A 13163-nucleotide genomic window follows, 5' to 3' on the forward strand; every position below is an offset into this window, starting at 1 on the left:
GCAGCGCCGCGAGCGCGATCAGGACCGTGCCGAACGGGAACGTCCAGCCGCCGTCGCCGGGACCGCGCGAGCAACGCCGTCACGCCGAACACCGGGGCGAAGAACAGTCCCGCGACCATGGCGGCCAGCAGCGTCTGGGCGCGGCGGCTGCTGGCCGCCGAATCGGGGGTGCGCCCGGGACCCGAGCTGATGAAGGCCTTCCACGCGGTACACGGTTCCAGGGCGACATCGAGCACCGTGCCGCCGAGCGCGAAGGCGCCGGTGATATCGGGGCCGTTACTGACCGTGTTGGCCGGGGTGGCCGGAACCTGCGCCAGGCACGGCGCAGGTAACTTGGCGCCGCTGTGGGGCGCTCTCTTCGGTGCGCTCCGCTGCCAAGGGCATCTTCTGTCGTCTTTCAGGTGATCGCCCCACATGGTGGTCGACGATCGGCGAGGCCGTCGCCCGCGTGCTTGCCCAGCGGGTCGCAGCGGCTATCGTCGTCCGGTGACCACCCGTGAACTGTTTGACCTTGACGCGCTTCAGCTGCCGGAGGCGCTGGTTGACGCGGTCGAGCACGGCGAGGTTTTCACCCGGCGTTGGGTCGTGGAGACCATTCTGGATTTGGTCGGTTACACGGTCGATCGGGATTTGGCCGATCTGCGGGCGGTGGAACCTGCCTGTGGCGCGGGTGCGTTCTTGGGGCCGATGGTCGAGCGGCTGAGCGAGTCGTGTCGCAGGCAGGGCCGCTCGTTGCTGGACGCGGCCGAGGCTGTTCAGGCCTTCGACTTGCTGGACCAGAACGTGCGGCGAAGCCGTGAGCTGCTCACAGAGCAACTGGTGAGTGAGGGCTGGGAGTCCGACGAGGTACGGAAAGTCGTGGATGGGTGGGTCACCCAAGGTGACTATCTGTTCCAGGACTGTCCGGGACAGAGCGTCGACTTCGTGGTGGGAAATCCGCCGTATGTCCGGTTGGAGGACGTGCCGGACGCGCGGATGAGCGCTTACCGAAAAGTCTGTCCGACGATGGGCGGTCGAGCTGACCTGTACGTCGGGTTCTACGAGGTCGGGCTGCGCAGTCTCAAACCCGGTGGGCGCCTGGGCTTCATCTGCGCTGATCGTTGGATGCGCAATCAGTACGGTCGCGGTTTACGTCAACTGGTCGCGTCGCGCTACAGCATGGATCTGGTCTTGGTCATGCACGATGTGGACGCCTTCGAAGAGCAGGTCTCGGCTTATCCGGCGATCACGATCATCGGTAACGACGAACAGGGTGAAGCGGTTGCCGCGGACACCACCGAAGTGTTCGGGGCTGAGCAGGCGAAGAGGTTCCTTACCTGGGTGAACAGCTCGGCTGAGGTCCAGATCGACACGCCGGCCTTCCACGCCGCCCGGCTGCCGCATTGGTTCAGTGGCGACGACTCGTGGCCGGCGGGCTCCCCGGCCAGGTTGGCGATGCTGGAGGATTTGACTGATCGCTTCGCTCCTCTGGAGGACAAGGCGACGGGCACCCGTGTCGGGATTGGGATCGCGACCGGGGCGGACAAGGTTTTCGTGACCGATGATCCTGAGGGGATCGACGTCGAACCGGACCGGCTGCTCCGGTTGTCGATGGTGCGTGACACCAGGAGTGGTGCCCTGCGATGGCACGGTGCGCACCTGATCAATCCGTGGACGCCCGAGGGCGGTTTGGTCAACCTGAAGGAATACCCGCGGTTGGCGCGGTACTTCGCGCGTAGTGGTCAGGTTCTGCGGAAACGCCATGTCGCGGTGAAACAGCCCGACCGCTGGTACAAGACCATCGACAAAGTCGATCACGGGTTGACCGCCCGTGAGAAGCTCCTGTTCCCGGACATGAAGCTCACGATCCACCCGGTGTTGGACGAGGGTGGCTTCTACCCTCACCACAACCTGTACTTCATCGTCTCGGACGCATGGGACATGCGGGTACTCGGGGGCCTGCTGCTTTCCCGCGTTGCGCAAGCTTTCGTGGCTGCTTACGCGGTGAAGATGCGTGGAGGCACGTTGCGCTTCCAGGCTCAATATCTGCGTCGGATTCGCGTTCCCGACCCCACGGCGATCACCGCCGACGATAAAGTGGCTCTGGCTGAGGCCTTCGATGCGCGCGATGTGGAAGCCGCGACCGTGGCGGCGTTGCGGGTATATGGGTTGACTGAGTTGCCGGACTAAGGGGAGGACCGCGTGGCGGTCACGCGCCAGAATTTCGAAGATGCTGTCGCCGCGTACTGGGGGGCTAAGCAATCTCAGAACGATCTGTCCGCGATTCGTGACGCCGTTGGTGCTGGTACCGCTGGTTCGGTACGTGGCGGTAAGCATTTCGACGGGATCGCCGCACTGATCTCGAAGTTCTTCCTCGACGCTGGTTATCCGCCCGAAGCGATCCGGATGACCCAAGGGCAGCGGCTGGAGTTGCCCGGATATTTCCGCCCGACCAAACAATGGGACGTGGTGGTGGCCTACAAGAACACGCTGGTCGCCGCGTTCGAACTCAAGGCCCTCGGCGGCCCGTCCTTCGGTAACAACTACAACAACCGGGTCGAGGAAGCTCTCGGCAGCGCGGTCGACCTGCGCCGGGCCACTCTGGCTGACCTTTATCCAGGAGAGAAGCCCTGGCTGGGTTATTTCTTCATCCTGGAAGACGCGCCGAACTCTCGTTCGGCGATACATATCAACGAGGGTGCCTTCCCATCCGAAGAAATCTGGCACGAGGCTTCGTATCAGAAACGATTCAGCGTGTTCTGCGAGCGCCTGATGGCAGAAGGCATCTACGACTCGATCTGCTACATCACCTCATCGAAGGTCGATGCCAAGCCCATTGAGTTGGTCAAGAAGCTCGACTGGCAGCACTTCTCGTCCGCAATTAATGCACGGATCAAGTTCCTGGAAGGTGTCGGCATTCCCGGCGACACCGGAATGCTTCCAGTCTAGAGTGAGGTTGGACGCGTGAGCTTCGCGAGCGAGCGCTAGGCCTCGCTGTCGAGGGCGTGGTCGAAGAGTGTTGGGGAGTTGCTGTCCCAGTGTTCCCTGAACGGTCGTCCCTCTTGTCCGGAAGGGTAGTGCTTTTGGATGACTGCGGTCAGTGAGTTTGCGAACTTGGCGTAACCGCTTAGTTCTGTGTCAAGCTCCTTGAAGTCGAACCCGTGGGCGGTCTCGTGATCCAGGTGTGAAAACTTTGCGGTCAGATAGGGGCAGAGATTTTTCTTCTTGGCACTTTCGCTCGCGTATTCGTTTGGGCAGTATGGTCTTCTTGTGGCCACTGCCCATGTGCTGTCATACACGTCTTCTTCGACGAGGCGTTGGCACAGGATGCGAACACGGTCCTGATATGAGGCCGTGTCAAAAATATCGTCCTTGGGGTGGAATATCTGGTCTGCCTTTCTGCCGGGTTCGATGCTGGACGCGGGGTCGTCTTCGATGACGTACACGTAGCCTGTCCAAGGCTTGCCGGGCAGTAGGCCTTGCTCGACCGCTTTGGTCAGATCGGTTGCTGTTCCGATCGCTTCTTCTGCTCTGTTGTTGGCGTTATTTCCGTACGATGGCCCTAGCTGGCTCTTGAGTTCAATCGCCACAATAGGCCTTCTATTCGCTCGAACGACGACGTCCCATGCCTTGGTGGGTCTGTAGAAGCCGGGGAGCGTGTATCCCGGCGAGGTTTGCCCCGGCGCCACAAGGCCGCTCTTGATGAACTCCGGCGGTGCCTTGTAGTAGACCTCGGTCGCCGGGGCGCCGGCTTTGACGCAGGTCATGGCGAGCATGTGGGCGACATGATCAAGGTGACCGCCTGCGGTGACTCCTGCGCGTTCGCCGGGCTCACTCACTCCGCGACCATCCTGGTCGTCCCGGGCTTTCTTGCGTACTTCCCAGAACTTGTCCAGTGCTGCTGCTACTTCGGCATACTGTTCCGGTGTCATGCGTGGGCTCCCCCGGTGGCCTTCCGCTTGTGATCAAGTAACTCTACAGAAGAGGCCGCCTTCAGGGCGGCCGTCTCCGCCGCTTCCCGCGCCGGGTGGACCCGGCTCAGCTGCACCAGGCTGAAGCCGAACAGCAGGACACCGAGCGGGACGTGGACCGCCGTCATATGCGCGATCCCGAGGAACACCTGCACCAGTGTGAGTCCGAGGAACACGGCCGCGGGCAGGATCGGCTTGGCGGAGCCGCCACCCGGTCGCCATACGAGGACCGCGGTGAGCACGTGCAGCGTCGCCACGACGAACAGCGTGTAGGCCGTGGCGCTGTGCAGTGCGTGACCGCTCGGCACGGTCAGCAGGAGACCGGCGGAGATCGGGGTGAGGAAGACGGCGAGGGTCTGCACGGCGATCGCGACGCGCAACGGGGTCGGCATGTGAACTCCTTCGAGTGGGCGTGTCACCACCTGGACGAGAGAGCCGCCGGAAACGTGACAGCGCCGCCTTCTCCGCCATGAAAGCGGGATGAAAGTCCCGTCCGCATCCTTCGTCTCACCCGAGTGTCCGGCTCGGGACCATGGTCGACGAAGGGAACATCGATGCAGCTCACCCGAAGAGTTCTCGCCGGATCGACAGCGATCATCGCTGCCGTCCTCGGGCTCGGTCTGGCGACCGCCGGCCCCGCCGCGGCCGCGAGCGGTACTTGGCGGGCCTATGGGAACACGAATCCGATCACTTCCAGCTCCAGCGACTGGACGTGTGGAACCACGGTGACCGTCAGTTCCTCCGTGGTCGCGCAAACCTGCATCGTGGTGTCGCCGAACCGGGCCTCCATGCAGGGGGCGGTGATCGTGCGCAACAACCGGTCCAGCCTCTTCATGGCGAACGCGTACGTGTCGCTGTTCCGGCCGTCCGGCAGTCAGGTGCTGGACACCTGGAAATGCCCGGAATCCGGGGTGGGGGCGAATTCGTGGTCAGTGTGCTTCGGGCAGACCGTCCTCTACCCTGGCTCGACCTATGCCAAGGGGACCGTGAATTATCGGGAGCTCCCGGATTCGCCGCCGACCGGAGAATGAATTGACCGAGATGTCGGGTGTTCACCTGACATCCCGAGAAGTCTTTATGTCGTAGCATCGCCGATCATCGTGGGAATCGGTCGCGAAAAATAGACCGCTCGAAAGGGAACCGATCGGCGAATTCCGGCATCGGAGTCGTGGATGGCCGATCAGGCGAAAATCATGGTTATTGCAATGGGGATGTGAACATGACCTACGGGTTCGGTGCGGTCTTCGATGATTTGCACCAGACGGCGAACAGGATCACCGACGTCGTCATGGTCGTCGATGGCCTGCCCTGGAACGGCCCGAGCGGGGACTACGGGAATTCCGGCGTGCAGGCAGGCTGGGCTCGGTTCATCGAAAACGCGAAGGCGCATGTCGATGGACTGCGGGGCAAGGCGAACGAGCATGGCGACCTGGTACGCACCGCCGCCGGCCGGTACCAGGTGTCGGATCAGGAATCGGAGCAGGCGCTGTCTCGTTTGGGCGGCCTGCTCGACGGTTTCGCCGGCGGTCCGGCGGGGGCGGCCATCGGTCCCGCGATCGGTGGTGCGGCGGGCAGCGGTATCGCGGCGAGGCTCAACCCCTGACGTGTCCGGTGACAACGCGCGGTACGGCGCGGCGAGGGAATTCGAAGGGAAGTACTGGTGATGGCGGTTCAGCTGGGGGAGACCACCGATCCGAGGGCGCTGATTCCAGGGCAGCCGGAGTCGATCGCCGATGACCTTCGGCAACTGGTGGGCAATATCGACTTGGTCGGCGGTGCCGGGGACGGTCTGCGGGGTGTCGATCCGAGGGAATGGACCGGTGAGGGTGCCAACTCCTTCCGCGACGCGTTCGGCGCCGCGATACCCGAATGGTTCCAGGCCGTGGATTTCCTCGGTCAGAGCGGTGAAACGCTCGCCGATTTCGGTGACACGCTGACGTGGGCGCAAGGTGAGGCGCAGCGCGCGATCGAGTTGTTCACCGAGGCGCAGGCCGCGAGCAGGACCGCGCTGGAACAGTTCACCGGACTGGCGCGGCAGGCGATGGAGCTGGGGCAGTCGATCGGGATGTTCCAGGATCCGGGGGCAGGGCTCGCACAAGAAGCCCAGTCGATCCTGGACGCCGCTCGGGAAGCGGTGGCCTCGACCGGCGATTCGGTCGCGCGGGCGTTCGGGGTCGGCGGCGACGGTGCCTCGATCGCGACCATGTTCGGCAACTTCGCCGCGATGGCGTTCGGGATGGACTCCGACGGCGAGGGTGGTTATTCCACGGACCTTCCCGGGGGCGGGGCGTGGGGAGCCGACAACAGGCAGACGGAGCGGGTCTTCAACCCCGAGACCGGCGAGTACGAGGATGTGGACCCCGGCGGCTGGCAGCAGGACGGTATCAACAGGAGCTACGCCAACCAGTTCGGCGACCCGGACGCCGATTTGGTGGACCTTCAGGCCATCGCCGAGGCCGCGGGCATCGATGTGACGGAGGTGGGCTGGGAACGTGAGGCGGCCGCGGCGCTGCGTGAGGGCAGCATCGATGGCGAGTTCGACAACGGCACGGTCTCCGGAAGCGGCGGGCTTTCGGGTTCGGTGCTCAGCGCCAGTGCCGGGGCGAGCGGTACGGCGAGCTGGCTCGGGGCGAGCGGTGCCGCCCATGCGGAGGCTTACTTGGCCCAGGGCCATGCCGAAGGTGAGTTGAACTTCGGCGAGCACGCCGGCGTTTCGGGCAGCGCGGACGCCATGGTCGGCGCCGAAGCCTCGGCCGAGGGGAACATCAGCTGGACCGGGGCGGAGGGCAGCGTCGAAGCCTTCGCCGGGGCCAAGGCCGGAGGCGACGTCAGCGCCGAGGCGGGCGGCCTCGGGGCCGGCGCCAACGGCGAGGTCTGGGTCGGTGTCGGTGTGGAGGCCAGCGGACAGTTCGGCATGGGCGAAGACGGCAAGTTCCATATCGGTGCGTCGGCCGGTGCCGCGCTCGGCGTCGGTGCCAGTGCCGGTTTCGACGTGTCCGTCGATCCCGCCGAGGTCGTCGACACGGTCGCCGACGTGTCCGACGACGTCGCCGATGTCGCCGGCGATGCTTGGGACGCCGCCGGTGATGCGTGGGACGCTGCCGGTGACTGGCTCTAGGGCCGGAACGCCCATCCGGGACAACACGGAGACGGAGAAAACGTGGTAGCCACACTTCCGGTGCCGATCGAGTTCTCGCTTCCCGAGGGCTGGCTGTCGGCGCCACCTGACGAGGTCGGCGCGGGGGGCTGTGCGTTCGTGGCGCTGCATCCGCCCGCCGGCAAGGGGTTCACCGCCAACATCACGATCACCGGCGAGATCCGGGAGTCGTACATCCCGCTGGCGCACATCGCCGACGAGGCGCTGGAGACACTGCGGCGGACAGACCCCGAAGCGCGGCTCGGCAAGCGAAAGGAGTCCGGATCGCCGGCGAATCCGGGGCTGACCCAGTCCGTCCGGCTGTCGATGGTGCTCGACGGCCGCCGCCAGGATGTCGTGCAACTACAGGTGTTCCTCGGCATGTGGGACAAGCGTGAACCGCGTCGGCGGGCAGTGCTGCATATCGTGCTCAGCGCGCTCCCGGAGCAGTTCGACCAGGTCGCCGGGGACTTCCAGAAGTTCGTGTCGACCATCCGTCCCGAGGAAGGCGAGCACACACCATGAGCGAATACGCCAGGCGATTGCTCGGCCGGATCGAGGCGATCGACACCGCGAACGCCGGCAACCAACGGCGAGCCGAGGCCTACCAACGGATGGAAGGTGAGCTGAAGACCGTCGAGGGCACCGCCACTTCACCGGACGGTGTGGTCACCGTGGTCGCGAGCGCGGGAGGTGAGGTCACCGGCCTCACCTTCGGCGACCGTGCGCGCGCCATCGAACCATCGGATCTGTCGGCCACGGTCATGCACACGATCGCTTCCGCGCGAGCGGACGCGGTGCGACAGCAGGCCGAAGTGGTCCGTCGCGGCCTCGGCGATACCCGCCTGCTGGACAGTGTGCTCGACGCCGACCGGAAGCTGTTCGGTGACCGGCCGCCGCCGGAGCCCGGGCCTGCCCCGGCGCAAAGAGAACCCGTGCACCCTGGCGGAACTCCGGCCGGGGGCCGGCGGCGCAAGCGCGACGACGACGAATTCTTCGGGGAATTCCAGCTGTACCGAAACGGCAGGCGCCGATGAACCAGGGAACCGGCACTGCCTGACCTTGGTGGCCGGTATGGTCACCCGCGCGAGGTTTGCCGGGTTCGACGGTTGGCGAGGTAGCGGGTGGCGGGGGAGGCCGGGCGGCTGCTGAGCGGTTTCGGGCGCCGCTACGCCGTCGTCGTGCGGGTCGCGACTTTGCCGCCCATAGCGGCGATCGGTCTGCTCAGAAGCTCGTCCGCGGAGTTCACGGCCACGGCGGTGGTGGTCGCCGCCGCCGTGGTCTGGACCTGTGTGCAGGGACGGTGGCGGTGGCGTGGCCAGATCGCCGTGGACGTGGTGGTGCTGCTGGGTTTGTGCCTCACCGTGTTCTGGACCGGCGCCGAGGCGGACGGCAATACCGGCTGGCTTCGGCTCCTGGTCGTCTTCGCGTGCGTGACCTGGCAATGGCACACCCCACCGCTGACCGGTGCCCTCGCGGCGCTGATCGCCGGTGGCGGGATGCTCGTCGTCTTCGCCGCCGCCGGGCTCGACTTGAGTGCGTCGCAGGTGTGGGTTCCGGTGATGGCCGCGATGTCCAGGGCGGCCTGGGTGCTGGTCACCCGCGCCGCCGAGCGTGCCGATCGCATGGCGGCCGAGGCCGAGAAGGTGCGGAGGGAGGCCGCCGTGGCGGCGGCCGTCCGCGCCGAGGAACGGGAACTCGTGAACTCGTTGCACGACACCGCGGCGACCACCCTGCTGATGGTCGGCCTCGGGCAGGTACCCCCAGGCGCGGCTTGGCTGGCCCCGCAGGCACGTCGCGACCTGGACCGGCTGCGTGCCCTCGACGGCGGGCGGACATCGCCGGAGGCCGACCTCGTCGAGCTGCTCCGCGCGGACCTCGGCACCGGCCACCTGACGGTCGAACTCGACGTACCGCCGCGGCTGTCGCTGCCGTCCGACGTGGCGGGTGCGATCGCCGGAGCGGTCCGGGAGGCGCTCAACAATGTCCGCCGCCATGCCGGGACCGACCGGGGATGGGTCCGGTTGCGCGGCGACGCGCGGACGCTGCTGGTCGAGATCTCCGACGAAGGAAGGGGATTCGCCGCCGGTGACACCGTGACGGCACGGCGCGGGCTGCGGGAATCCGTGCACGGCCGGATGAACCGGGTCGGTGGCACGGCGACGATCACCTCCGCCGAAGGGGTGGGCACGGTGGTCCGGTTGAAATGGTCGTCATGAGCGACGGCGAAGCGACCCAGGAACAGCTGAGGCGTGGACTGCGGATCGCCGTGCTGCTCGTCGCGATACTGACCGTGGACGTGCTCGGGCTGAGCAATCTGTCGCGGGGCTTGAAATCCCACGACCTGCCCGCGGTTCAGTTCGCCGCGCTGGCCGCGCTGACCGCGGTGCTGGCCGTCGAGGTGGTGCTGGTCGTACGGCGGCGGCCGTGGGGCCGGGCGCGGCGGCTTGCCATCGTCATCGTGCTGGCCGCGTCCACGCTGGCGTACCTGACCCTGCCGGCCGGAAAGACCGCGACCACCGTGGACTGGTTGTTCGGAGCGGCCAACTGGGCGGGTGTCGTCGTCCTGCTCGATCGTCCTTTGAGGACAATGCTGGTCTTCCTGCTGACGCACGAGTCGCTCGCGTTGGCGAACCTGCTGGTGTTCCACGACGTGAACCGGACCGTGCTGGCCCGGTTCGTCACCGGTTCGGTGACGGTATTCGGTCTTCCGCTGTGCGTCGCCGTGGTCGCGGCCATGCTGGGCAGGATCGGTGCGCGGGCGGCCAGTGCCACCCGGGAACTGGAACGATTGCGCACAGCGGAGGCCGCCGCGGCGGGCGCGCACGGTCGTCGCACGCAGCGGATCGCCGAACTCGCCGACACGACCGTCCCGTTGCTGGCGGGGCTGGCGGACGGTTCGCTCTTGCCGTCGGATCCCTTGGTGCAGCGGGGATGTGCGATCGAAGCGGCCCGGATGCGCCGGCTGTTCGCCGAAACCGACGCGGTGGAGAACCCGCTGCTGCACGAGCTGAGGCACTGTGCGGATATCGCCGACCGCAAAGGCGTCGAGGTCGACTTGGACGTGCGTGGCCACTGGCCCGTGCCGCCGGTGGCCGTACGGCGCGACCTCACTGACGCCGCGCTCACCGCGCTGGCGACGGCCGGATCCTGGGCGCGGGTCACCGTGACCGGAGGCGCCGGGCTGGTGTCGGTCAACGTGGTCGCGGACTGCGTGGAGCCGATCGTGTCCACGCCGGCCACACCGGATGTGCGGGTCGAGATCTTCGACGGTGACGGAACAGTCTGGATGGAGGCCCGATGGCAGCCGGCGGAAAGCTGATCACGGCGGTGATCGTGGACGATCACGCGGCGATCGCGGCGGGGGTGCGGTACTGGTGCGAGCAGGCGGACCCGCCGATCGGTCTCCACGACGCCGGTGACCGCCTCGCCGATGTGTGGACCGGCCCCGGCGCCGACGCCGACGTGGTGATCTTCGATCTCGAGCTGGTGCCTCGCAATCCCGGCTTCGGTGAACTCCGCCGCCTGGTCGAGAGCGGCCGCCGCGTGGTCGTGTACTCGCAGCACGCGGACGACGCCACCGCGATCAAGTGCATCGATCTCGGTGCGCTCGCATATCTGACCAAACGTGAGGGGCCGGAGCACCTCGTGCCCGCCATCAGGGCTGTCGCCGGAGGGCAGGCGTACACGGCGCCGTCGTTGTCCGGCGCGCTCGCCGCGGACGACTCCCCGGGCAGGCCACGCCTGTCCCCGCGGGAAATCGAGGTACTGCGGGCATGGTTCGCCGCCTCTTCCAAGGAACTCGTCGCCGCGAAACTCCACATCACCGTCAAGACCGTCGACACGCACATCACCCGGGTGCGGGTGAAGTACGCGGGCGTCGGACGCGAAGCCCGCACCAAGAGCGAACTCGTCACCCGGGCACTCGACGACGGTGTCATCACGCTAGCCGAGCTCAACGAGGCGTAGGTGTCAGGCGTTCACCGGACATTCCGGGGGCCGCGGCCGGTCTAACGTCGCCGGAGCACGGGCGCCGCGGGCATTCGGTGACGAGGGGTACCGAACCGCCCGCGGCCCTTTGCCGCGACCAGGGGCGTGCCGCTCCGAGGAAGACGCCCGAGGGAGTTCGATGAGCCAGCCCGGTCCGCCAGGGTCGTATCCCGTACCGCAACCGGGGCAGGGTTACCAGCACTATCCCCAGCAGGGGGCCGGCTGGGGGCACCAGCAGCCACCACCTCGGAAGAAGAAGACCGGGCTGCTGATCGGGATGCTGGTACTGGGCACCGTCGTGGTGCTCGGGCTCGCTTTCGGCGGGTACTGGGTGTTCGTCAGGGAGGGCGGCTCCGACGCGCCACCGCCGGTGGACGCCTCACAGGACCTGGCGAAGGCGCCGATCGGTTGTGCGGTCTTCGACAAGGGCGAGGTGGCTCCCTACATACCCGGCCGGACGGACTTCGAGGCGGGTTCGGGCAACATGACCGCGGACTACGTGGAGCAGGGGCAGTGCGTCTGGAGCAACACCGACACCTTCATCAAGGACAAGGTCCGGGCGGCGCACGTGATCGTCACCAGCTACGTCTATCGCGCCACCGGCAAGAGGTCCGGGGTCGAAGCCGCGAAGGAACACCTGAAACGCCGGGTCCCGAACGGGGTCGCGGTGAATGTGAAGGACGCCGAAGAAGCCTTGCTCGTCCAGCAGGGGAAACGCGGCCACTCGGTGGCGGTCACGGCGCGATACCGCAATGTCGTGTACCACGTCGACTACACCAACCAGACCGACGGCGCGCCGGTCAAGGACGGGGCGACCGCACTGGCCACCGTCGCCATCGGCAAGGCACCGAAACACTGAGACCGGACGGCTGGGCCTTCACGCGCTAGCGGGGTGGTGTGGGCTGAAGGCTCCCTTCACCGAGTCTGATGCGACGAAAGGAGCCTTCGCCCCCGGTCAACCACAGGGAGCGGCGGTTCGGGTCAGGTCCGTGAAGGCCTCCTTGCCTACCCTGAAGGTAGTGAAGGAGGCCTTCACGGACTCCCAGATCGCCACACTCGACCCAGGTACACCAGCAGTCACAGCTGCTGCGCGTGAAGGACCCCTTCCCTCGGCTCAGCCGAGGAAACTCGACCTTCACACCTTCCCCAGTACATGAAGGCCCCCATCCTTGCGCCTAGGTACAGGAAGGGGGCCTTCATGTACAACCCGCCCCAGCTTGACATGCAGCCATGCGGCTGCCTAACCTGAAAAGGCAGCCGCGAGGCTGCATATCAGGGAGAGCGGCATGGACGAGGTCTTCAAGGCACTGGCCGACGCGAGCAGGCGCCGGTTGCTCGACGACCTGAACGCCCGCAACGGGCAGACCCTGCGCGAGCTGTGCGCAGGCCTGGACATGGCGCGGCAGTCGGTCAGCAAGCATCTGGCCGTGCTGGAAGCGGCGAATCTGGTGACCACGGTGTGGCGTGGCCGCGAGAAGTTGCACTACGTGAACGCGGAGCCGATCAACGCGATCGCCGAGCGCTGGATCGACCGGTACCACCAGGGCCGGGTCGACGCGCTCGCCGACCTCAAGAAGGCATTGGAGCAGGAACCCATGAGCACCGACGAATTCGTGTACACCAGCTACATCAGGACGACGCCGGAGCGGCTTTGGCAGGCGCTCACCGATCCGGCCTTCACCAAGCGGTACTGGGGTTGCGAGTTCACCTCGGACTGGAAGGCCGGCTCGACGATGGCCTGGGAGCAGCTCGGCGTGAAGCTGGAGGATCCCGAACAGGTCGTTCTCGAGTCCGACCCGTACCGGCGGCTGTCCTACACGTGGCACACCTTCACGCCGGAGTTCGCCAAGTCGGTGGGGCTCGACGACGACGTGTCGGCGAAGCTCCAGGCCGAGTCGCGGTCGAAGGTGACCTTCGACCTCGAACCCGTCGGCGACACGGTGAAGCTGACCGTGGTGCACGACGGTTTCGACCAGGGCAGCACCGCGCTGGAGATGGTCAAGGGTGGCTGGCCGCCGATCCTGTCGAGCCTCAAGTCGCTGCTCGAGACCGGCGAACCGCTGCCCGGACCCGCGTAACCGGGTCGA

At 66.5% G+C, this 13163-nt stretch carries 14 protein-coding genes; 12 read left to right on the top strand and 2 right to left on the bottom strand.

Annotated elements, in window-relative coordinates; translation table 11 throughout:
* Positions 1-486: 486 nt before the first annotated feature.
* Both ACIBTM_RS10765 and ACIBTM_RS10770 read left to right on the top strand, forming a co-directional pair.
* Positions 487-2169: an Eco57I restriction-modification methylase domain-containing protein gene (locus ACIBTM_RS10765; protein WP_395876276.1), complete on the top strand. Its 1683-nt coding sequence runs from the start codon at positions 487-489 to the stop codon at positions 2167-2169.
* 12 nt (positions 2170-2181) lie between these two features.
* Positions 2182-2928, top strand: coding sequence for a PaeR7I family type II restriction endonuclease (locus tag ACIBTM_RS10770; RefSeq protein WP_395876277.1), 747 nt, complete (start codon positions 2182-2184; stop codon positions 2926-2928).
* A gap of 35 nt (positions 2929-2963) precedes the next feature.
* On the opposite strand, the gene ACIBTM_RS10775 is transcribed toward ACIBTM_RS10770, so the two are convergent.
* A complete protein-coding gene (locus ACIBTM_RS10775; protein ID WP_395876278.1) occupies positions 2964-3911 on the bottom strand; it encodes a PaeR7I family type II restriction endonuclease in 948 nt (315 codons plus the stop codon).
* Positions 3908-4342 carry a hypothetical protein gene (locus tag ACIBTM_RS10780; RefSeq protein WP_395876279.1) on the bottom strand — a complete coding sequence of 145 codons (435 nt, stop codon included), beginning with the start codon at positions 4340-4342 and terminating at the stop codon, positions 3908-3910. Before ACIBTM_RS10780 ends, ACIBTM_RS10775 begins: the two co-directional genes overlap by 4 nt.
* Positions 4343-4504: 162 nt before the next feature.
* On the opposite strand from ACIBTM_RS10780, the gene ACIBTM_RS10785 reads away from it, so the two are divergent.
* The 10 genes from ACIBTM_RS10785 (at position 4505) to ACIBTM_RS10830 (ending at position 13154) form a co-directional block, all read left to right on the top strand.
* Positions 4505-4981, top strand: coding sequence for a hypothetical protein (locus ACIBTM_RS10785; protein ID WP_395876280.1), 477 nt, complete (start codon positions 4505-4507; stop codon positions 4979-4981).
* A 188-nt stretch (positions 4982-5169) separates the two neighbouring features.
* Complete coding sequence (locus ACIBTM_RS10790; RefSeq protein ID WP_395876281.1) at positions 5170-5553, top strand: hypothetical protein; 384 nt, start codon at positions 5170-5172, stop codon at positions 5551-5553.
* Positions 5554-5613: 60 nt separating this feature from the next.
* Positions 5614-7068: a putative T7SS-secreted protein gene (locus ACIBTM_RS10795; protein WP_395876282.1), complete on the top strand. Its 1455-nt coding sequence runs from the start codon at positions 5614-5616 to the stop codon at positions 7066-7068.
* A gap of 42 nt (positions 7069-7110) precedes the next feature.
* The gene (locus tag ACIBTM_RS10800; protein WP_395876283.1) at positions 7111-7611 is read left to right on the top strand and encodes a hypothetical protein; all 501 of its coding nucleotides are present in this window, start codon (positions 7111-7113) and stop codon (positions 7609-7611) included.
* Entirely contained in the window at positions 7608-8123 is a 516-nt protein-coding gene (locus tag ACIBTM_RS10805) for a YbaB/EbfC family nucleoid-associated protein (protein ID WP_395876284.1), read from the top strand. The genes ACIBTM_RS10800 and ACIBTM_RS10805 overlap by 4 nt, the downstream gene beginning before the upstream one ends.
* A gap of 87 nt (positions 8124-8210) precedes the next feature.
* The gene (locus tag ACIBTM_RS10810) at positions 8211-9305 is read left to right on the top strand and encodes a sensor histidine kinase (RefSeq protein WP_395876285.1); all 1095 of its coding nucleotides are present in this window, start codon (positions 8211-8213) and stop codon (positions 9303-9305) included.
* Positions 9302-10408, top strand: a complete 1107-nt coding sequence (locus ACIBTM_RS10815; RefSeq protein ID WP_395876286.1) for a hypothetical protein — start codon at positions 9302-9304, stop codon at positions 10406-10408. The genes ACIBTM_RS10810 and ACIBTM_RS10815 overlap by 4 nt, the downstream gene beginning before the upstream one ends.
* Positions 10387-11055 (top strand): response regulator, encoded by a 669-nt coding sequence (locus ACIBTM_RS10820; RefSeq protein WP_395876287.1) that lies wholly within the window; start codon positions 10387-10389, stop codon positions 11053-11055. Before ACIBTM_RS10815 ends, ACIBTM_RS10820 begins: the two co-directional genes overlap by 22 nt.
* Positions 11056-11215: 160 nt before the next feature.
* Entirely contained in the window at positions 11216-11935 is a 720-nt protein-coding gene (locus ACIBTM_RS10825; RefSeq protein WP_395876288.1) for a hypothetical protein, read from the top strand.
* Positions 11936-12362: 427 nt separating this feature from the next.
* Positions 12363-13154, top strand: coding sequence for an ArsR/SmtB family transcription factor (locus ACIBTM_RS10830; protein WP_395876289.1), 792 nt, complete (start codon positions 12363-12365; stop codon positions 13152-13154).
* The last annotated feature ends 9 nt before the right edge of the window (positions 13155-13163 follow it).

This window comes from Amycolatopsis sp. NPDC049868 (assembly GCF_044461365.1).
Lineage (GTDB): Bacteria > Actinomycetota > Actinomycetes > Mycobacteriales > Pseudonocardiaceae > Amycolatopsis.